General features: G+C 62.9%; 17 protein-coding genes. 8 read left to right on the forward strand and 9 right to left on the reverse strand.

Going from position 1 to position 19,028, the window contains the following annotated elements:
- Window positions 1-3 precede the first annotated feature (3 nt).
- Window positions 4-1,455, forward strand: coding sequence for a UdgX family uracil-DNA binding protein (locus tag So717_RS03140; protein WP_238840632.1), 1,452 nt, complete (start codon window positions 4-6; stop codon window positions 1,453-1,455).
- On the opposite strand, the gene iolG is transcribed toward So717_RS03140, so the two are convergent.
- From iolG to iolD, 5 genes are all read right to left on the reverse strand, one after another.
- Window positions 1,425-2,423, reverse strand: a complete 999-nt coding sequence (gene iolG / locus So717_RS03145; protein WP_159974726.1) for an inositol 2-dehydrogenase — start codon at window positions 2,421-2,423, stop codon at window positions 1,425-1,427. The genes So717_RS03140 and iolG overlap by 31 nt on opposite strands.
- Window positions 2,417-3,256, reverse strand: a complete 840-nt coding sequence (locus tag So717_RS03150) for a class II fructose-bisphosphate aldolase (RefSeq protein WP_159974727.1) — start codon at window positions 3,254-3,256, stop codon at window positions 2,417-2,419. The genes iolG and So717_RS03150 overlap by 7 nt, the downstream gene beginning before the upstream one ends.
- A 119-nt stretch (window positions 3,257-3,375) precedes the next feature.
- Window positions 3,376-4,218 carry a 5-deoxy-glucuronate isomerase gene (locus So717_RS03155; protein ID WP_159974728.1) on the reverse strand — a complete coding sequence of 281 codons (843 nt, stop codon included), beginning with the start codon at window positions 4,216-4,218 and terminating at the stop codon, window positions 3,376-3,378.
- A gap of 12 nt (window positions 4,219-4,230) precedes the next feature.
- Window positions 4,231-5,208: a 5-dehydro-2-deoxygluconokinase gene (gene iolC / locus So717_RS03160; RefSeq protein WP_159974729.1), complete on the reverse strand. Its 978-nt coding sequence runs from the start codon at window positions 5,206-5,208 to the stop codon at window positions 4,231-4,233.
- The gene (iolD, locus tag So717_RS03165; RefSeq protein ID WP_159974730.1) at window positions 5,208-7,070 is read right to left on the reverse strand and encodes a 3D-(3,5/4)-trihydroxycyclohexane-1,2-dione acylhydrolase (decyclizing); all 1,863 of its coding nucleotides are present in this window, start codon (window positions 7,068-7,070) and stop codon (window positions 5,208-5,210) included. The genes iolC and iolD overlap by 1 nt, the downstream gene beginning before the upstream one ends.
- A 121-nt stretch (window positions 7,071-7,191) precedes the next feature.
- Between iolD and So717_RS03170 the strand changes: the two genes are divergently transcribed.
- The 4 genes from So717_RS03170 (at window position 7,192) to So717_RS03185 (ending at window position 10,947) form a co-directional block, all read left to right on the forward strand.
- Window positions 7,192-8,295, forward strand: coding sequence for a Gfo/Idh/MocA family protein (locus So717_RS03170; RefSeq protein WP_159974731.1), 1,104 nt, complete (start codon window positions 7,192-7,194; stop codon window positions 8,293-8,295).
- 18 nt (window positions 8,296-8,313) lie between these two features.
- Window positions 8,314-9,207, forward strand: a complete 894-nt coding sequence (locus So717_RS03175; RefSeq protein WP_159974732.1) for a TIM barrel protein — start codon at window positions 8,314-8,316, stop codon at window positions 9,205-9,207.
- Between the two features lie 12 nt (window positions 9,208-9,219).
- Window positions 9,220-10,353, forward strand: coding sequence for a Gfo/Idh/MocA family protein (locus So717_RS03180; protein WP_159974733.1), 1,134 nt, complete (start codon window positions 9,220-9,222; stop codon window positions 10,351-10,353).
- A gap of 69 nt (window positions 10,354-10,422) precedes the next feature.
- Window positions 10,423-10,947, forward strand: a complete 525-nt coding sequence (locus So717_RS03185) for a P-loop nucleotide/nucleoside kinase family protein (RefSeq protein WP_159974734.1) — start codon at window positions 10,423-10,425, stop codon at window positions 10,945-10,947.
- A gap of 577 nt (window positions 10,948-11,524) precedes the next feature.
- Here the strand turns inward: So717_RS03185 and So717_RS03195 are convergent.
- Both So717_RS03195 and So717_RS03200 read right to left on the reverse strand, forming a co-directional pair.
- On the reverse strand, window positions 11,525-11,800 hold the full coding sequence (locus tag So717_RS03195) for a hypothetical protein (RefSeq protein ID WP_159974735.1): 276 nt from the start codon (window positions 11,798-11,800) through the stop codon (window positions 11,525-11,527).
- Window positions 11,801-11,969: 169 nt separating this feature from the next.
- Entirely contained in the window at window positions 11,970-12,968 is a 999-nt protein-coding gene (locus So717_RS03200; RefSeq protein WP_159974736.1) for a LacI family DNA-binding transcriptional regulator, read from the reverse strand.
- 187 nt (window positions 12,969-13,155) lie between these two features.
- Here So717_RS03200 and So717_RS03205 point away from each other — a divergent pair, with 187 nt between their 5' ends.
- From So717_RS03205 to So717_RS03215, 3 genes are all read left to right on the forward strand, one after another.
- Window positions 13,156-14,106 (forward strand): sugar ABC transporter substrate-binding protein, encoded by a 951-nt coding sequence (locus So717_RS03205; protein WP_159974737.1) that lies wholly within the window; start codon window positions 13,156-13,158, stop codon window positions 14,104-14,106.
- Window positions 14,107-14,189: 83 nt separating this feature from the next.
- On the forward strand, window positions 14,190-15,296 hold the full coding sequence (locus So717_RS03210; protein ID WP_159974738.1) for an ABC transporter permease: 1,107 nt from the start codon (window positions 14,190-14,192) through the stop codon (window positions 15,294-15,296).
- Complete coding sequence (locus So717_RS03215; protein ID WP_159974739.1) at window positions 15,296-16,075, forward strand: ATP-binding cassette domain-containing protein; 780 nt, start codon at window positions 15,296-15,298, stop codon at window positions 16,073-16,075. The genes So717_RS03210 and So717_RS03215 overlap by 1 nt, the downstream gene beginning before the upstream one ends.
- A gap of 123 nt (window positions 16,076-16,198) precedes the next feature.
- On the opposite strand, the gene So717_RS03220 is transcribed toward So717_RS03215, so the two are convergent.
- Both So717_RS03220 and So717_RS03225 read right to left on the reverse strand, forming a co-directional pair.
- Complete coding sequence (locus tag So717_RS03220) at window positions 16,199-18,223, reverse strand: hypothetical protein (protein WP_159974740.1); 2,025 nt, start codon at window positions 18,221-18,223, stop codon at window positions 16,199-16,201.
- A gap of 219 nt (window positions 18,224-18,442) precedes the next feature.
- On the reverse strand, window positions 18,443-18,994 hold the full coding sequence (locus tag So717_RS03225) for a hypothetical protein (protein WP_159974741.1): 552 nt from the start codon (window positions 18,992-18,994) through the stop codon (window positions 18,443-18,445).
- Window positions 18,995-19,028: the final 34 nt, after the last annotated feature.

The following is a 19,028-nucleotide window of genomic DNA, read 5'->3' on the forward strand; positions in this document are numbered from 1 at the left end:
CGCGTGACCCTGCCGCGCATCGGCACGGAGGCCGCGTGGCGGCGGGCGGCGCGGGGGTTCCTGAGCGCAGGCGTGCCGCCGGACGCGCTGCGCTGGACGGACGGCGAGGCGCCGCAGGGGCTGTTTGACACCGAGGCAGAGGTGCCCGAGGTGAACCGCGAGATCCGCGTGCCCCGCGCCTTTGCTGCGATGAGCAGTGCCGTGATCTGGCACAGCGATGCGGATCGCTTCGACCGGCTTTATGCTTTTCTCTGGCGATTGCAGCGGGAGCCGGGGCTGATGCGGGATCGGGGTGATCCGGCGCTCGCGCATCTGCGGCGGATGGAGAAGGCGGTGCATCGCTGCAAGCACAAGATGAAGGCCTTCGTGCGCTTCCGCGAGATCGGCGACCCGGAGGCCACCCGCCGCAGTTTCGCCGCCTGGTTCGAGCCGACGCATCACACGGTTGAGTTCACCGCCACCTTCTTTTCGCGCCGCTTTGCGGATATGGACTGGCGGATTTTCACGCCCGATGTCTCGGCGATCTTCGAGGACGGGCAGCTGCGGTTTCTATTGGATGCGCCGCGTCCCGAGATGCCTGAGGATGCGAGCGAGGGGCTGTGGGTCACCTACTTCCGCAACATCTTCAACCCGGCCCGGCTGAAAGTGCAGGCCATGCAATCGGAAATGCCGAAGAAATACTGGCACAATATGCCCGAGGCTGCGGCCATACCCGAGTTGATCGCCGAGGCCCCGGCCCGCGCCCGGGCAATGGCAGCGGCGGCCCCCACCCTGCCGCCTCTGCGCACAGCCCGGGTGCAACGGGCCGCAGAGGCGCTGGCCCCGGATCACTGGAGCGGGCCGCAGGACGGGTTTGCCGCAGCACTTGCGGGCTGTACCCGCTGCCCTTTGCATCACGGCGCCACGCAAGCGGTGCCGGGCGACGGGCCGGCGACCGCAGCGCTGATGATCGTGGGCGAGCAGCCGGGCGATCTGGAGGATTTGCAGGGGCGGCCTTTTGTCGGGCCTGCGGGGCAGGTGCTGGACGCGGCGCTGCAGGCGGCGGGGGTGCCACGCGCGGAGGTCTATCTGACCAACGCGGTGAAGCACTTCAAATATGTCACACGCGGCAAGCGGCGCATCCATCAGCGGCCCAACACCAGCGAAGTCCATCATTGCCGCTGGTGGCTGGAGGCGGAGCTTGCGCGCGTGCGACCGCGCTTGGTTCTGGCGCTGGGAGCCACGGCGGCGCTGGCGCTTACTGGTGATGGTGCGGGTGTCATGCGCCGACGCGGGACGCTGGAGCGTGGGCGGCACGGCGGCGACGTGCTGCTCTCCCTGCATCCGGCGCATATTCTGCGCACGCCCGATGCGGCGGAGCAGGACCGGTTGCGCGCGGATCTGGTTGCGGACCTCGCAGCCGCGCATCGGATCGCGTCCGAGCGTCAGGCGCTGCCCGCCACTGAGACAGGCTGACCGGTCTGCCAGGACTGCGTGGCGGCATCGGCGAGCATCTGGGCGCGCAGCCCGTCGGTGATGCCGGGCGACGGCGCGGTGCCGTCGCGGACGGCAGCGATGAAATGCGCCATCTCCGCCAGATAGGCCGCCTCGTAGCGTTCGAGAAAGAAGTGCACCGCCGGAGCGGTGGCGAAGCCGATGGCTGTCGCCGTCTCGACCGTGTGCTCCTGCACATTGGCGGCGCGCAACATGCCATGTGACCCATGCACCTCAATCCGCTGGTCATACCCATAGGTGGCACGGCGCGAGTTGCTGATCTGGCAGATCTTGCCGCTGGCGGTGGTGAGGGTCACCGCTGCGGTATCGGCGTCCCCGGCGGCGCCGATCTCGGGATCGACCAGCGCGGAGCCCACCGCGAAGACGTGCGTCGGCTCCTCCCCCAGAAGGAACCGCGCCATGTCGAGATCGTGGATCATCATGTCGCGAAAGATGCCGCCGGAGCTTTTGACATAGCTCACAGGCGGCGGTGAGGGGTCACGCGACAGGATCGTGATGATTTCCGCTTCGCCAATGTCACCGGCAGCGAGGCGGGCCTGCAGATGGGCGAAATTCGGGTCGAACCGGCGGTTGAAGGCGGTCATGAAGGGCACCGACGTGGCCTCGACCGCTGTGATGCAGTCGCGGATGCGGTCGGCGGACATGTCGATGGGCTTTTCGCAGAAGATCGCCTTGCCCGCCTTGGCCGCGGCATGGATCAGATCGTAATGCGTGTCGGTCGGCGTGCCGATCACCACGGCATCGACCTCCGCGCTGGCGATCAGCTCGCCCGGGTCGAGGGTCTGCGCGCCCGCCTTTGTGGCAAGTGCCTGAGCGGCGGCGGGGACCGCGTCGGAGACGGCACTGACCCGTGCGCCATCGAGCCGCGCGATGGAGCCCGCGTGCACCGCGCCGATGCGCCCGCAGCCCAGGAGGCCAATGTTCAGCATTGCGTCTCTCCTGTCAGCCCGCGCAGGACGGTGCGGGTGGCCTCGACCAGCGGGTCGTGGGTGTCCTTCAGGATCTCCACACGGTCGAAGCGGGCCGGGTCGCTGTTGACGGCGGCGCGCAGGGCGGCGCCGAAGGCCATGCGCAGCTCGGTCCCGATGTTGTATTTGCAGACATGGGACGTGCGGGCGAGGTGCTGGCGTTGGGCCAGCGGCACGCCGGAGCCGCCGTGGATCACAAGCGGCACATCCGTCAACGCTTCGATGGCGCGGATGCGGGGCTCGTCGAGCCCGCCTTCCTTGTTTTCCTGCAGGTGCACATTGCCGACGGAGATCGCCATGGCGTCGACTTTGGTCTCGCGGGCAAATTGTGCGGCCTCCTCGGGATCGGTGCCTTGGGAGGCGGCGCCCTGAGCGTAGCCGACAAAGCCAATCTCGCCCTCGCAAGAGATGCCCGCGCTGTGCGCCATTTCGGCGATGGCGGCGGTCTCGTCGATGTTTTGCTGGAGCGGCAGGCGGGAGCCGTCGAACATCAGAGAGGTGAAACCGCTCTCCAGCGCCTCGCGGCACTCCACAGCGGTGTAGCCATGGTCGAGGTGGGCGACGACGGGCACGCTGGCCCCGTCTGCGAGATGGCGAAACATCTTGCCCAGAATCGGGAGCGGCGTGTGTGCGCGGCAGGAGGGGCCCGCCTGCAGGATCAGCGGCACGTGTTCGGCTTCGGCAGCGGCGACATAGGCGCGCATGTCCTCCCAGCCGAGGGTGACAAGGCCCGCGACGGCGTGGCCGTCTTTGAGAGCGGGCTGGAGAACGTCGGAGAGGGTGACGAGGGGCATGAGCTATGTCCCGTCGCAGGTCGTTGAATTGAAAGACATCGCCCGGCGGCACCGCCGGGCAGCCCCGTGCCCGCGGCCGGGGGTTGCCCTCCGTTCATCTTGCGACGTCGCAAACTGCATCACTTGAACTTCGCCACCATGTCTTTGATGCCGGGGATCGTCTCGATCTGATAGGCGTGGGTGGGCTGGAAAAACTGCACCAGGCTGCGCTGGCTAAGGCCGCCGAGGATGGTGAAATAGTACATCTCGTAGCCCGGCATCACTGCGCAGGGGTGATAGCCCTTGTCGATGCAGATCGTGGAGCCATCCATCAGCTGGTAGGCATCGCCCGGCTGACCCTCCTCGCGCTGCAGGATTTGCACGCCAGAGCCATGCTTTGGCCGGAAGCGGAAGTTGTAGGTCTCGTCGTGCCGCGTCTCGTGTGGGAGATTGTCGGTGTCATGCTTATGCGCAGGAAAGCCCGACCAGCCGCCCTGCCCCACAGTGAAAAGCTCGGAGACCAGCAGGCGCCCGACCTTGTCGTGCTGCTTCTGGCCCAGGATGTGCTTGATCTTGCGGTGGGTCTTGGTGTCGTCGGAGCCATATTGCACCTTGTCGAGTTCAGGCACGCGCACATCGAACGGCTCCAGCACGGTGTCGTATCTGGCGCCCGCGATGAAGGTCTCCGTGGCGTCCGAGGTGCAAGTCAGGCGCACCTTGGCGCCGACGGGCACATAGACGCCTTCGGGCTCGCCATCCCAGACATCCTCGCTGCGGTTGCCGAGTTTGTTAAAGCTGACACCCTCGACCTCCACATCCACGGTGCCGGTGGCGGGCACGATGCAGGTCTCGTAGCCCGGCACCTGATACTCAAAGTTCTGGCCCTTCGTCAGTTTGACGATGTTGAAGTAGTTCAGCGGCACGGTGGGGTCATCGGCATCCACGATGGGCGTGTTGCGATTGTCGTGCGGGGCAATGTGCATGATGTCTCCTTCCTAGGCCTCGGTCGGGCCGGGGTGCGCGGCGAGAAATGCCGCGAGTTGATCGGTGTCGGGCATGGCGGGCGCGCAGCCGGGGCGGGCCACCACATGCGACGCGCAAGCCGAGCCGCGCAGCACCGCCTCTTTCAGCGGGCGGCCTTTCGCGAGGCTGGCGAGCAAGCCCGCCATGAAGCTGTCGCCCGCGCCGGTGGGTTTCACGGCCTCGACAGGGTAGATGCCGGTGCGGGTCTCGGCGCCCTCCGCGAAGGTAATCGCGCCCTCTGGGCCCATCTTGTAGATCACGATTTGGGCGGAGGTCTCGGCCAGCGCGCGGGCCTTGGCGAGGCCCTTGTCGATGTGCCCGGCCATGAAGCCGAACTCCTCATCGTTGCCGACGATCACGTCGGCCATATCGCCCGCCCGGGTGAGCACATCGGCAGCTTCCTCCGCCGAGGGCCAGCTGTAGGGGCGGTAGTCGATGTCAAACAGGATCGGCAGGCGGGCCGCTTTCGCCTTCTCGAAGGCACGGAAGGCCGCGCTGCGTGAGGGTTCGGCGGCGAAGACCGTTCCGGCGGTGAGCACGGCACCGTAGGCGGTGAAGTCGATGGCCTCGATATCCGCCACGTCCATCTGAAAATCCGCCGCATTGTTGCGGTAAATGACGGATTGATGCTCTTCGATGCGGGTCTCGTAGACGGCGAGCGACGTGCGATATTCGCCGCGCACGCGTTTCACATGGGCGCGGTCGATGCCGTAGTGATCAAGCTGGCCCTCGCAGTACCAGCCCACCGCATCGTCGGAGACGGCGGTGACCAGCGCTGCCTTGCAGCCGAGCTTGACCAGCCCTGCCGCGGTATTGGCTGCCGAGCCGCCCATGCTCACATGCATGGTCGTGGCGTCGCGGGTGCGGGTGCCGGGCGGGTCGGCGTAAAAATCCATGCCCACCCGGCCGATCACCAGGAAATTGCCGGTGGCAAGCGCGTCCCTGAGCATCAGACGCCCTTCCGCTGGCGCGGGCGGGCGCTTTCCCAGTCCGCATGGGCTGCGCGCACCTTTTCGGAGGTGGAGACTTGCGGGGTGCCGCATTCCCACCAGGTATGGCCTTGGGTCGTCCAGCCCTCGTAGGCGTCCACCTTCATCACGATCACGCTGGTCTTGTCGGCGCCTTGCGCGCGTTTGAACGCCTCAGCCAACTCGGCGGGATTGGCGACGGTTTCAGCGTGAGCGCCCATGGAGGCGGCGTGCGCCTCAAAGTCCACGGCGAAGGGCTCCGGCACCGTGGGGCAGTCGGCGATCAGGTTGTTGAAGCTCTCGTTGCCGGTGTTGTTCTGCAGCTTGTTAATGACCGCAAAGCCGCCGTTGTCGAGCACGAGGATGATCAGCTTCTTGCCCGTCAACACTGAGGAGTAGATGTCAGAGTTCAGCATCAGGTAAGAGCCGTCGCCGCAGAAGGTGATCGTGTCACGCTCCGGCTCACGCTGGGACTGGGCGATACGCGCGCCCCAGGCGCCCGCAATCTCATAACCCATGCAGGAGAAGCCGAATTCGACATCCACCGTGCCCGTGTCCAGCGTGCGCCAGTTGGCGGTGACCTCTGCGGGCAGGCCTCCGGCTGCAGCCACGACCCGGTCGCGCGGATCGCAAAGAGCGTTCACCACACCAATGGCCTGCGCGTAGGAGTTGGGGCGGTTGCCATCATAGGAAACATTGTCGGCCACATAGGCGCTCCATTTGGCGCGGTGGGCTTTCGCGGAGTCGACCCAGGGGGCGGGCGCTTGGTCGTCACCCAGAGCGGTGGCGAGGGCTGTGAGCCCGAGTTTCGCATCGCCGACGATCGGCAGAGAGCGGTGCTTGCCCGCATCATGGCGGCCCGCGTTGAGCGAGATGAAGCGCGCGTCTTTGGAGAACGCCGTCCACGAGCCGGTGGTGAAATCCTGCAGCCGGGTGCCCACGGCGAGGATCACGTCCGCCTCTTCGGCGATGGCATTGGCGCTGTCGGAGCCTGTGACACCAATGGGGCCGATGTTGAGCGGATGGGTGTCCACGAGGTTCGCGCGGCCCGCGATAGTCTCGACCACGGGGATCTGATGCGCTTCGGCGAAGGCGGTGAGGTCCGCCACCGCACGGGAATATTGCACGCCGCCACCGGCGATGATCATCGGGCGTTGGGCGGTTTTCAGCAGGGCGGCGGCATCGGCGACTTCAGCCGCATCCGGCGTTTGGCGCCGAATGCGGTGCACGCGCTTTTCGAAGAACTCATCGGGGTAGTCATAGGCCCAGCCTTGCACATCCTGCGGCAACCCGATGAAGGCCGGGCCGCAATCGGCAGGGTCAAGCAATATGGCGAGTGCGGCGGGCAGCGACTGGATGATCTGGGCAGGGTGCGTGATCCGGTCCCAATAGCGGCTGACCGGTTTGAACGCGTCGTTCACGCCGACGGTCGGGTCGTGGAAATGCTCCATCTGCTGCAGCACAGGGTCCGGCAGGCGCGTAACATAGGCGTCCCCGCAGAGGAGCAGCATCGGCAGCCGGTTCGCATGCGCGAGCGCCGCAGAGGTGACAAGGTTCGACGTGCCCGGCCCGGCGGAGGCGGTGCAGAACATGAACCGCTGGCGCAGCCATTGCTTGGCGTATCCCACCGCAGCGAAGCCCATGCTTTGCTCGTTCTGGCCACGGTAGAGCGGGAGTGTCTCCTGCACGCCGTAGAGCGCCTCACCAAGGCAGGGCACATTGCCATGGCCGAAGATGCCGAAGCCACCGCCGCAGACGCGCATCTCCACGCCGTCGATCTCGATAAACTGAGCGTCCAGCCATTTGATGATGGCCTGCGCGGTGGTCAGGGTCTGAGAGGTCATCGAAACAGGGGTCCTTCAGGCGGTCGGTGCGGCCAGATCAATTCGCGTCTTGATCAGCTCCGACTCTCACGATACTAATTTTGCAACCGGTTGCAACCGGAGTCTCACAAAAGGAACGCCGATGGCTGAGATTGGGATAGGCATTGTCGGCGGCGGCTACATGGGCAAGGCGCATGCGGTGGCGATGTCTGCGGTGGGCGCGGTGTTCAACACAGGCCTGCGGCCCCGGCTGGAGATGATCTGCGCCACCTCGCCCGAAAGTGCGGAGCGGTACCGGACGGCCTATGGGTTTGCCCGTGCGACCGATGACTGGCAGGCGCTGGTCGCGGATCCGAAGGTCGAGGCGCTTGTGATCGCCAGCCCGCAGGAGACCCACCGCGCGATTGCCGAAGCGGCTTTCGCGCGTGGCAAGCCGGTGTTCTGTGAGAAACCACTGGGGGCGTCGTTGGAGGACAGCCGCGCGATGGTGGCTGCAGCCGAGGCCGCTGGTGTGGCGAATATGACCGGGTTCAACTACATCCGCACGCCCGCCAGCCAGTATGCGCGGGCGCTGATTGCAGATGGGGTAATCGGCGAGGTCACCTGGTTTCGCGGCGAGCATACGGAGGATTTTCTGGCTGATCCCAAGACGCCTGCCTCTTGGCGGACGGAGGGCGATGCGAACGGCACGATGGGCGATCTGGCGCCGCATATGATCAATGCAGCACTGGCTCTGCTCGGCCCCATCGACCGGCTGATCGCCGAGGTGGAGGTGGTGCATGAGACGCGCCCCGGCGGCACGGTGACCAACGACGATCACGGTCAGATGATGTGCCGGTTTGCACGCGGCACCATGGGGCAGCTTTACTTCTCGCGCATCTCGACGGGGCGCAAGATGGGCTATGCCTATGAGATCACGGGTACGAAAGGCGCCATTCGCTTCGATCAAGAGGATCAGAACGCGCTCTGGCTCTACCGCGCTGAGGGGCCGGAGGCGACGCGGGGGTTCACCAAGATCCTGACCGGCCCGGCGCACCCGGACTATGAGCCCTTTTGCGAGGGGCCGGGGCATGGCACCGGTTATCAGGACCAGATCATCATCGAAGCGCGCGACTTTCTGAAGTCCATCGAGACAGGGCAGCCGGTCTGGCCGACCTTTCGCGACGGCATGGAGGTCAACCGCGTGATCGCTGCAGCCATGGCCTCATCCAAAGACAAAACCTGGAAAGAGATTTCCGACTTCTGACCCAAGAAAGGGCTTCCCATGACGATACGAATTGGCAATGCGCCCTGCTCCTGGGGCGTGGAATTCGCGGACGACGCGCGCAACCCCACGTGGCAATCGGTGCTGACGGACTGCGCGGCGGCGGGCTACAAGGGCATCGAGCTCGGCCCCGTGGGCTTCATGCCAGAGGACCCTGGGGAGCTGGGCGAGGCGCTGGCCCGGCACGATCTGGAGTTGATCGGCGGCGTGGTCTTCCGCCCGTTTCACGAGCCAGATGCCTGGGACGACGTGGTGGACGGATCGGTGCGCACCTGCAAGGCGCTGGCCGCGCATGGCGCCAAACATCTGGTGCTGATCGATTCCATCTCGCCGCGCCGCGCGCCGACAGCTGGGCGGGCCACGGAGGCCGAGCAGATGGACAGCGCGGAATGGGCTGCCTATCGCGACAAGATCGCAACCATCGCGAAGATGGGCGCTGAGGACTACGGGCTCACCGTGGGCATCCACGCCCATGCGGCGGGGTTCATGGACTTCGAGCCGGAGTTGGAGCGGTTGCTGGACGAGGTGGATGAGAGCGTACTCAAGATCTGCTTCGACACCGGCCATCACTCCTATGCGGGCTTCGATCCGGTTGCCTTCATGCAGCGGCACATCGGGCGCATCTCCTACATGCACTTCAAGGATATTGATCCGGTGGTGAAGGCCAATGTGATCGCCAAGCGGACCGGGTTCTACGACGCCTGCGGACAGGGGATTTTCTGCAACCTCGGGCAAGGGGATGTAGACTTTTCGGCGGTGCGGCAAGTGCTGCTGGACGCGGGCTTCGAGGGCTGGTGCACGGTGGAGCAGGATTGCGACCCGCTTTTGGACCCGGACCCGCTGGGCGATGCCCGCGCGAACCGTGAATATCTTGAATCCATTGGCTTTCGGTAAGGGGTGCTGGACATGACAAAACTCAACTGGGGCATGATCGGCGGCGGAGAAGGCAGCCAGATCGGGCCAGCGCACCGTCTGGGCGCGCAGGCGGATGGCAACTTTGTGCTGGCGGCGGGGGCGCTGGATGTGGATGCGGAGAAAGGCCGCGCCTATGCGCAGTCGCTGGGGGTCGCGGCGGATCGTGCCTATGCGAACTGGCAGGAAATGTTGGAGGGAGAACGCACGCGCGAAGATCGCGTTGATCTGGTCACCGTGGCCACGCCGAACTCCACCCATTTCGAGATCACCAAGGCGTTCCTTGAGGCTGGGTTCAACGTGCTCTGCGAAAAGCCGATGACCATGACCGTGGAGGAAGGCGAGGAGATTGTGCGCGTGGCCGAGGCCTCGGGCAAGATCTGCGCGGTGAACTACTGCTATTCCGCCTACCCGATGGTGCGGGAGATGCGGCAGATGGTGAAGACCGGCCAGATCGGCAAGGTGCGCCTCGTGGTCGCCAACTTCAGCCACGGGCACCACGGCGATGCGGGTGACGCGGACAATCCGCGCGTGCGCTGGCGCTATGATCCGACGATGGCGGGGGTATCTGGGCAGTTCGCCGATTGCGGCATCCATGCGCTGCATATGGCGAGTTTCATCGCGGGTGACGAGGTGCGCAGCTTGTCTGCCGATTTCGCCTCGACCATACCTTCGCGTACGCTGGAAGACGACGCGATGGTGAACTTCCGCATGGAAGGCGGCACGGTCGGGCGGCTCTGGACCTCTTCCGTTGCCATCGGGCGGCAGCATGGGTTCGACATTCAGGTTTTTGGCGAGACGGGGGGGATGCGGTGGGCCTCCGAGCAGCCCAATCAGGTCTTCTACACGCCTGTCGGTGGGCGTACGCAGATCATGGAGAAAGGTGAGGCTGGACTGTCGGATGAGGCGGCGCGGCTCAGTCGCGTGGCGATTGCCCACCCCGAAGGCTTCCCACTGGCGGTGGCGAACATTTACGTCGATCTGGCCGCCGCGATCCGGGGAGAGATGCGCGACGCCCTGCCCTCCGCAACGGATGGGTTGCGGTCCATGGTGGCGGTCTATGCCGCAGTGGCCTCGGCAAAAGCCGAGGGTGCATGGGTCGATTCACGACCACCGATGTTGCGGTGATCACGCCACTTCCTCGGACTGAAGCAGCACCCGCTGCCGTTCTTGTGAAGGTGGTGCTAAACTTCTGCCATGTCCATATTGATCTCTCTTTCAGGCCTTCCCGGGGTTGGCAAGACGACAGTCGCAAAGGCTCTGGCTGCGCGGACCAAGGCTTTTCACCTGCGCGTCGACTCGGTTGAGGCAGCGTTGAAGAGAAGCGTCCTGAACATCCATCCGGCGGAAGATGCTGGCTATCTGGCAATTTCTTCCATTGCAAAAGACAACCTCTTGCTTGGCTTCGATGTAATCGCGGACACGGTCAATCCGATTCGAACCACAAGAGAGCTATGGTCGCAGACCGCCACCGCTAGCTCGGCCCAACTTCTGAATGTCGAAGTAGTCTGTTCAAACGAGAAACTACATCGCCAACGGGTTGAGACACGCAAGAGTGACGTCGAGGGTCTCGTTCTCCCTGACTGGAAGAAGGTCTCCAAGCGCGAGTTTGAACCATGGCAAGTTGACCGCGTCGTGGTGGATACCGGCACGATGACAATCGATGACTGTGCGGCGACGATTGCGCAGGAGATGAAACCGCTCAGATCCAGGTTTCGATAGACCTCGGCCCGAGACGGTCGTGCCGGGAACAGCTATGCCTCAGGCCGGAGCGTCCCCCGCTCCACAGTCGAGCAGGGAAAGCTCCGCGCTTCGGGGTAGCGGTCGGGCTCGTCGAGCATGGTGACCATCAGTTCAATGGATGACATCACAATCTGGTGGACCGGTTAGCGAAGGTGGTCTTCCCCCTGCGGGCGGTTTCCAAGTCATTGCGGCCAAAGTTCCCGGTACCCTCGGCCGACTCAGCCTCGGACAAGACCCGTTATGCCTGGCAAACGCGGATGACTTCTCAATCAATGCGCGGCAATTGATTGCGGCAACCTCACGATGGATCTTGTCGTCTTTCACTTCAAACCTGCTCCCCGAAGCCCTACCCGAAATGAATGATGTCAGTGCAGTAGAGACACTGAAGACACCACGTCAAAGGCGGGCAGCCTTATGTCAGTGGTTCGGGAGGCCAGCGCGCGCAGGTCACCCGATCCGGCGGTCATAGCCAACGCTACACATCACGGGGAGCACCGGGTATCTGCATTCAGTGGCTTTGATCGGGACTTGACGGCGCAACGGCAGAGGCTCAGCCCTACCCTTCAATTGGTCGCCAAGCGATCGCGGCCAGATAATTCCCGGTTTTAACAGCCACCACCGTTGTCCGCGCGGGGCCGTATTTGTCGGAGCGCCGAAACCGCCTTGTTGTTTTGCGGTTCTTTGCCTTCCGGACCAGGCCTGTGAGTGTGAGCACGGTGAATTCGCCCTCCCCCGCCAAAGGGATGCTGTGGATCGGCAGCCACCCCTGCTCGAACGCACGCTCCACAAGCGCATAGGGGTCAAGCCCTGTTTTTGAGGCGAAATCTCTCAATGCTTACAACCAAACTACACAACAGACGCCGTCGAAACTGGCTCCGCGAAAGACAATAGCCTGAGTTCGACCGGAGTGTAATACACGTTTGTCGTGTGGCATGAACGACCGCCAAGCTCACACTCGGTTGAGGGCTCACGCTGACCTCTGGCACGGGACGGCGTCTGGCTTATGGCAATGATCTGAGCGTACCGCGTTCGACAATCGAGCAGGGAAAGATACGGGCCTCGGGGTAGCGGTCCGGCTCGTCCAGCATGGCGACCATCAATTCAATCGACGACGTCACGATCTGGCGGATCGGTTGGTGGATCGTTGTAAGCTTGATGTTCTCCCAGCGGGCCATTTCCATGTCGTTGAGACCAATGATCCCGATGTCCTCAGGCACGCGCAGCCCGCTGTCGGCGATGGCAGAGAGCACGCCGATGGAGAGCACGTCGTCGCCGCAGAAATAGGCCTCTGCCGGGTCCGACTTCAGAAGACGCAGCATTTCGCGGCGGCCTGCGTTGAAGGAATAAGCATCCGCAAAGCTGTAGCTGGTCTTGACGTCCCGATGCGCACCGAGTTCGGAGAAGAAGCCGGAGTAGCGGTCCTGCGTGGAGGTGGCCGCTTCGGGGCCGCCGAGGAAGGCGATCTTGCGGTAGCCGCGTGCGACCAGGGTGCGCGCGGCCATGCGCCCGCATTCGACGTTGTTGATGCCCACCACATGCACCTCGGGTGCGCTGGAATAGCGGCCGAAGCTGTGCACCACGGGTACGCCCGCGTCGCGGAAGGCCTTGGAGAAGCCGGGCGGCAGGGTTGAGGAGGCCACCACCGCGCCATCCACGGAATACTGCTTCAACATGCGCACAGAGGCCTGCGGGTCGGTCTCGTCGGTGAGGTTCACCAGCAGCGGACGCAGGCCTCGATCCTGTAGGCCGCGCGTGAAGAGATCGAAGACCTGCAGGAAAATCGGATTGTGAAAGTTGTTCGAGATCAGCCCGATGAGCTTGGTCCGCCCGGTGGTGAGCGACGAGGCCAGCGCGTTGGGGCTGTAGCCCAGATCGCGCGCGGCCTTCTCGACCTTGCGGCGCATCTTTTCCGAGACCGAGGCGCCATCGGTGAAGGTGCGCGAGACCGCAGAGCGAGACACGCCCGCGCGTTCTGCAACCTCTTTCAATGTGACGGGCATAGGTCTGGGTCCGATGCGATTGGGTCCGGTCTCTTTTATCTGACGATCCGGGCCCTTGCAGCATGAAACAGCGCGGCGCTTTTTGCAACCGGTTGCAAAAAAACGCCCCCCGTGCTTTAGTCAGATTCGGAGAAGTGACGCAGGTCACTCTTGCGCCATGAGAACGGTGAACCCTTGGGAGGAATACATGACATCTCTGATGAAGAAACTGGCATTGGCCACGGCGGTGGCCGCCGCATCCTTTACGGTCGCGCAGACAGCGGCGGCTGAGGGCGAGAAATACATCCTCGTCAGCCATGCGCCGGACAGCGATACCTGGTGGAACACCATCAAGAACGGTATCGCGCTCGCCGGTGAGCAAGTGGGTGCCGAGGTCGAGTACCGCAACCCGCCCACCGGGGATATCGCCGACATGGCGCGGATCATTGAGCAGGCCACGGCCTCCGGTCCCGATGGCATCATCACCACGCTGGCGGACTTCGACGTGCTGAAGGGGCCGATTTCGGCGGCGGTCGATCAGGGTATCGACGTCATCATCATGAACACCGGCACGCCGGAGCAGGCGCGTGAGATCGGCGCGCTGATGTATGTGGGCCAGCCCGAATATGACGCAGGCTTTGCCGCCGGTCAGCGCGCCAAGGATGAGGGCGTGACCAACTTCCTCTGCGTGAACCACGCGATCCAGCAGCCCACAGTGGGCGAGCGCTGCCGTGGCTATGCGGATGGTCTGGGCATTGATCTGGGCGATTCGATGATGGACAGCGGCACCGACCCCTCGGAGATCAAGAACAAGGTGCTGGCCTATCTCTCGGCCAACCCGGATGTGGACGGCATCCTGACGCTGGGCCCGGTGTCGGCAGACCCGACGATTGCCGCGTTGCAGGAAAACGGCATGGCGGGGGCGATCCACTTCGGCACCTTTGACCTCGGCGAAGAGATCGTGAAGGGCATTAAGGACGGCACCATCAACTGGGGCATCGACCAGCAGCCCTTCTTGCAGGCCTATATGCCGGTTGTGATCCTGGCCAACTGGGACCGTTTTGGCGTGCTGCCGGGCAACAACATCAACTCCGGCCCCGGGTTCGTGACCAAGGATGCGCTGACCAAGGTGGAAGAGTTCGCGGGCGAGTACCGCTGATCTCCTAACGACGCTTCGGGCGGCTTTCGCAAGACGATAGCCGCCCTTTTTCCCACTTTCTGCATGCACCGGGGGACAAGGCCATGGCAGACACCACCGACGAGCGCATAAAAGAGATATCGCCGCTGCGCCGCGCGCTGATCCGCCCGGAACTCGGCGGCATGGTCGGCACCGTCGCGGTCTTTACACTCTTCGCGCTCTTTGCCTTCGATTCCGGCATGTTCAACAGCCAAGGCGTGATGAACTGGTCGATCGTCTCGGCGCAGTTCATGATCATCGCCGTGGGTGCCTGCCTGCTGATGATCGCGGGGGAGTTTGACCTCTCCGTCGGCTCAATGATCGGCTTTGCGGGCATGATGATTGCCGTCTTCGGTGTGGTGCTGGCCTGGCCCATGTGGATCGCCATCCTCATCACCTTCGTGATCTGCTGTGCGCTGGGGGCGCTCAATGGCTGGATTGTGGTGCGCACCGGCCTGCCCAGCTTCATCGTCACGCTGGCGTTTCTCTTCATTCTGCGCGGCTTCACCATCTACATCCCTCAAACAGTCGAACGCAAAACCATCATCGGCGGTATCCGCGACGCAGCCGAAGGCGATTGGCTCGCCCCCATCTTTGGCGGAAAGATCGGGCAGCCGATCTTTCAGTGGCTCGGCGATATGGGCGTGATTGGCGTCTTCGAGCGTGGCACGCGGGCGGGCCAACCGGTGGTCGACGGCATCCCCATGCTGATCGTCTGGGCGATTGCGCTGATCATATTCGGGCATATCCTGCTGACGCGCACGCGGTTCGGCAACTGGATCTTCGCGGCGGGCGGCGACGCCGAGGCTGCGCGGAATTCGGGCGTGCCGGTGAACAAGGTCAAGATCCTGATGTTCATGTTCACCGCCTTCTGCGCCACGGTCTTTGCGGTCTGTCAGGTGATGGAATTCGGCTCGGCTGGGGCCGACCGGGGGCTATTGAAGGAGTTCGAGGCGATCATCGCCGTCGTCATCGGCGGCGCGCTCCTCACAGGCGGCTATGGCTCGGTGATCGGCGCCGCGCTCGGCGCGCTGATCTTCGGGGTGGTCCAGCAGGGGCTGTTCTTTGCAGGCGTTGAATCGAGCCTCTTTCGGGTGTTCCTCGGGGTCATCCTGCTCTTCGCGGTGATCCTGAACACCTACATCCGCCGCATCATCACGGGAGAACGGTAATGGCTGATCCGATCATCCAGATGAAGGAGATCCAGAAGCACTTTGGCTCGGTCATTGCGCTGGCGGGTGTGTCAGTCGATGTGTTTCCCGGTGAGTGCCACTGCCTGCTGGGCGATAATGGCGCGGGCAAGTCGACCTTCATCAAGACCATGTCTGGCGTGCACAAGCCCACCAGCGGCGAGATTGTCTTCGAGGGTCAGCCGCTCGACTTCGCCGACCCGCGCGACGCGATTGCAGCAGGCATTGCCACCGTGCACCAGCATCTGGCGATGATCCCTCTGATGAGTGTCAGCCGGAACTTCTTCATGGGCAACGAGCCTGTGCGCAAGATCGCTGGGCTAAGCTTTTTCGATCATGACTACGCCAACCGCGTGACCATGGAGGAGATGCGCAATATGGGCATCAACCTGCGGGGACCGGATCAGGCGGTGGGCACGCTCTCGGGCGGCGAGCGTCAGACCGTGGCGATTGCGCGCGCCGTGCATTTCGGCGCCAAGGTTCTGATCCTGGATGAGCCGACGTCAGCGCTTGGCGTGCGGCAGACCGCCAATGTGCTGGCCACCATCGACAAGGTGCGCAAGCAAGGCATTGCCGTGGTCTTCATCACGCACAACGTGCGCCACGCCATGGCCGTGGGCGACCGCTTCACCGTGCTGAACCGAGGCCAGACGCTAGGTACGGCCGTGCGCGGAGAGATCACCCCCGAAGAGCTGCAAGATATGATGGCAGGCGGCCAGGAGATGGTGCAGCTCGAAGGCAGCCTCGGCGGTACCGTCTAGCAGATCAGCCAAACCGACAAATCACAGATCGTGCAGCCCGTACGTCCGGCTGAAAGCCGGACAGTGCGCGCGCCCTCGACGGGGGCAAGCGCACTTTCTCCGGGCCTGGTGAAACGGATGTTTTCAGAACAGCCGAAAACCCACCTTGTTCCATAAGCGGTCCCAGACATGGAAATCGGTGAAATAGCCCGTATGCCCGCCCGCCGGCACCGACCAGTTGCCAGCAAGCCCTTCCACGTCATCTATCGTCGTACCGACAAAATCATCCGCCCGGTGGATGTTGTGCCAGACGATACCCTTCGGCATGTTGTCAATGGGGACCTGAAAGAACTGCCCAAAGTACCGCCGGTAGATATGCGTGACAGGTGACCCCATCGTCACCAGCAAAACCATTGGGTGCTTCCGATACGGCAACACGTCCTGCAGCTTTGCAATCTTCTTTTTGACCCATTTGTTCTGCAGCATCTGTGTGCTGACCACAGTGCCCTGTGAATGCGAAATCACGGTGATCCGATCTGGCTTCAACGCTTCAACACCATAATAAAGCACCCGTCGAAAGCGCGCATCGATGGCGTTGCGCTCGTGGAAATTGGGGCGGCGCTCCTCGACGGAGTTCAACCACATGCAGTTCTTCACCACCGCATAGGTCACGATGTCCCGCACCACTCCAAGGCCACCTGCAACGAAGTTGGAGAAGTTATAGATCAGCACGAAGAGCCCCAAAAGTGCGGTCATCACATAGGGTGTGGCGGCGCGCAGGCAGGTCATCGCCTGGTCAAACGACCGGGTAGACTCAGCCAGAACGCAGACCGGTTCCTCCCCTTCGATTATCCGCCCGTGATACAAGTCATAGGTGATGAAAACGGCAATCATTGTGAGTGCCACGAAGAACGCCCATTGTAACCCGATGTTCAGGATCACGCGCGCGCCAAGCTCGTGTTGCTTGTAAAGCAGCTCCTTATTGAACGCACGCACAGCGACGAGCAGCAGCCCCACCACCACAATCAATATCAGGCCCAGAAAGGTGACAGACAGCGTGCCCATCGCCTCATTCATCGGGCCAGCAAAGTAGTCGTTGAGAAGTTCCAGACCCTTGTTCTCATTCGCATCTTGAGGCTGCTCGCTTTGAGATGTTGTGGTCTCCTTGTTTTGGTCTGCGGTGCTCCGGACCAGTTCGACGAACCCGACCCAGATGGCGCTTGAGATGATCATCCAGAACATGATCATCGCCGCACAGATACTGGGGTAAATGTTGCGGTGCCGCCGATCCTGCCGCGCTGCTACGGTGTCTTGCTGAAAAAGCAGGGTGACATAGCTCGCCATTGCCAGAAAAACGACAGACGCCCAGGACACCCCCAAAGCGGTCACACTGTAGCGCACAAAGGAATTCAGGTTAGTGAAGGGGTTGTCCACATCGGTCTGACAGCTCAGATGATCACAGAAATCACCGCCGAAAACGCCGTATTCCCACAGAAACAGCATCACCACGCCAAGCGCGGTCATGCCTCGCCCGAAGATGCGCACCAGATATGTATTGGCCCGCGCAGCCGTGATCACGCCAACGCCGAGGGTCAGCGCGCCATGTAGAAAAAAGACCCAGATCAGCGGAATCTTGTCCCAACTTCGCTCAGCGGCGGGAATGTCACTGGCCACAATATCGAGCGGTGTGACATCCGCCAAAAGAAGCCCGGCACCAATCGCCAGCATCGCGTTCAGAGGCGCCACCAACCCATAGAAGATCCATGTGAACAGATGCACCACACCGATGGGGAACCGGCCCCGATTGTTCTCCACATTGTCCATGGCCAGATAGCCAAGACCCAACACCACCTTGAGCAGGTCGAAAATCGTACGGAATGGACCAACGGGCGCAGGCGAGCGATCGGCCCAATAGACCTCGGCAAAGAGGGTTTCGTCATCTCCGTCAACGGGCCGCACCTTGCGCAGATGCATCGGAAAGAGCTTGGCGCGGCGCTCGCTCCCGTTGAATTCCTGTTCGGCCAGCTGGATCAGGTCGCGCTCGACCACAACCGGCACGCGGTTCACATCTGGAAATCGCGTTGTGGCAGCACCAACAATCGCGTCCACCGTCTCGCCGGGTTTCTGCTCTCCAATACCATGAACGGTCAGTACGAGGTGACGCCCCATGCCTGTGTCTTTCAAATATCATTAACCAATACATCGACACTAACATGATTCCGTGATTTCGCCTATCTCGCAGCATCTGAGTGCACCAACGGCCATCTTGCAAGTCGTCGAGCGGGCCGTTCGGGATCTATGCGGCGCGCGTTCAAAGGCATGCGGGAGGCTTGACACAAAAAAACGGCCCAGTAGGGCCGCTTTTCCGGTGATATGCGCAGGTTGAAATCAGCGTGAGCTGCGCCGGCGCAGACCAAGCAAGGCGATGCCACCCACAGCGAGCAAGGGCAGCGACGCGGGCAGCGGGATCGGCGCCAGATCGGAATAGACGCGCGCGGTGACCGGTGAGATAACACTGTTGTCGAGCGACTCGGCAAAGAAAGAAAACACCACCGTTGCCGTGTCACCAAAGAGATCAGCGTCAGCCCCGGTCAGACTGCCGAACACCAACGTCAGAAAATCCTCGGTCGGCGCGCCAGTTGGCCCAATTGGTGTGATGTCGAGCACCACGGAGAGCAGGTCGGAACTCTCCAGCAGTGGGTCGGGGCCCAGATCCGTGATCAGTATGCTGGCGTTCTGCAGGCCACCCAACTGCTGCCCACCCGCCGCAATATCGGTGTCGTCAAAGTCCAGATCGAAGAATTCGGCAAAGAGATCGCCAGCGGGATCACCATCCACCAGCGCCTCACCCTGGGCTTCAAAGATCAGCAACTGCGCGGCCTGCGCAGACAGCGGAGCCAACAGAAACAAGCTGGCCAAAAGAGATTTAATCAAAGTCATGTTTACATCCTTCAGGGGTAGAGGGCGCGGCGGC

This window comes from Roseobacter cerasinus (assembly GCF_009811755.1).
Classification (GTDB): Bacteria; Pseudomonadota; Alphaproteobacteria; order Rhodobacterales; family Rhodobacteraceae; genus Roseobacter; species Roseobacter cerasinus.

Bases quoted from the DNA above. Each gene is read 5' to 3' on its own strand.
- iolG (WP_159974726.1), bottom strand. From the start codon at position 2,423: ATGCTGAACATTGGCCTCCTGGGCTGCGGGCGCATCGGCGCGGTGCAC.
- So717_RS03150 (WP_159974727.1), bottom strand. From the start codon at position 3,256: ATGCCCCTCGTCACCCTCTCCGACGTTCTCCAGCCCGCTCTCAAAGAC.
- So717_RS03155 (WP_159974728.1), bottom strand. From the start codon at position 4,218: ATGCACATTGCCCCGCACGACAATCGCAACACGCCCATCGTGGATGCC.
- iolC (WP_159974729.1), bottom strand. From the start codon at position 5,208: ATGCTCAGGGACGCGCTTGCCACCGGCAATTTCCTGGTGATCGGCCGG.
- iolD (WP_159974730.1), bottom strand. From the start codon at position 7,070: ATGACCTCTCAGACCCTGACCACCGCGCAGGCCATCATCAAATGGCTG.
- So717_RS03170 (WP_159974731.1), top strand. From the start codon at position 7,192: ATGGCTGAGATTGGGATAGGCATTGTCGGCGGCGGCTACATGGGCAAG.
- So717_RS03175 (WP_159974732.1), top strand. From the start codon at position 8,314: ATGACGATACGAATTGGCAATGCGCCCTGCTCCTGGGGCGTGGAATTC.
- So717_RS03180 (WP_159974733.1), top strand. From the start codon at position 9,220: ATGACAAAACTCAACTGGGGCATGATCGGCGGCGGAGAAGGCAGCCAG.
- So717_RS03185 (WP_159974734.1), top strand. From the start codon at position 10,423: ATGTCCATATTGATCTCTCTTTCAGGCCTTCCCGGGGTTGGCAAGACG.
- So717_RS03200 (WP_159974736.1), bottom strand. From the start codon at position 12,968: ATGCCCGTCACATTGAAAGAGGTTGCAGAACGCGCGGGCGTGTCTCGC.
- So717_RS03205 (WP_159974737.1), top strand. From the start codon at position 13,156: ATGACATCTCTGATGAAGAAACTGGCATTGGCCACGGCGGTGGCCGCC.
- So717_RS03210 (WP_159974738.1), top strand. From the start codon at position 14,190: ATGGCAGACACCACCGACGAGCGCATAAAAGAGATATCGCCGCTGCGC.
- So717_RS03215 (WP_159974739.1), top strand. From the start codon at position 15,296: ATGGCTGATCCGATCATCCAGATGAAGGAGATCCAGAAGCACTTTGGC.
- So717_RS03220 (WP_159974740.1), bottom strand. From the start codon at position 18,223: ATGGGGCGTCACCTCGTACTGACCGTTCATGGTATTGGAGAGCAGAAA.
- So717_RS03225 (WP_159974741.1), bottom strand. From the start codon at position 18,994: ATGACTTTGATTAAATCTCTTTTGGCCAGCTTGTTTCTGTTGGCTCCG.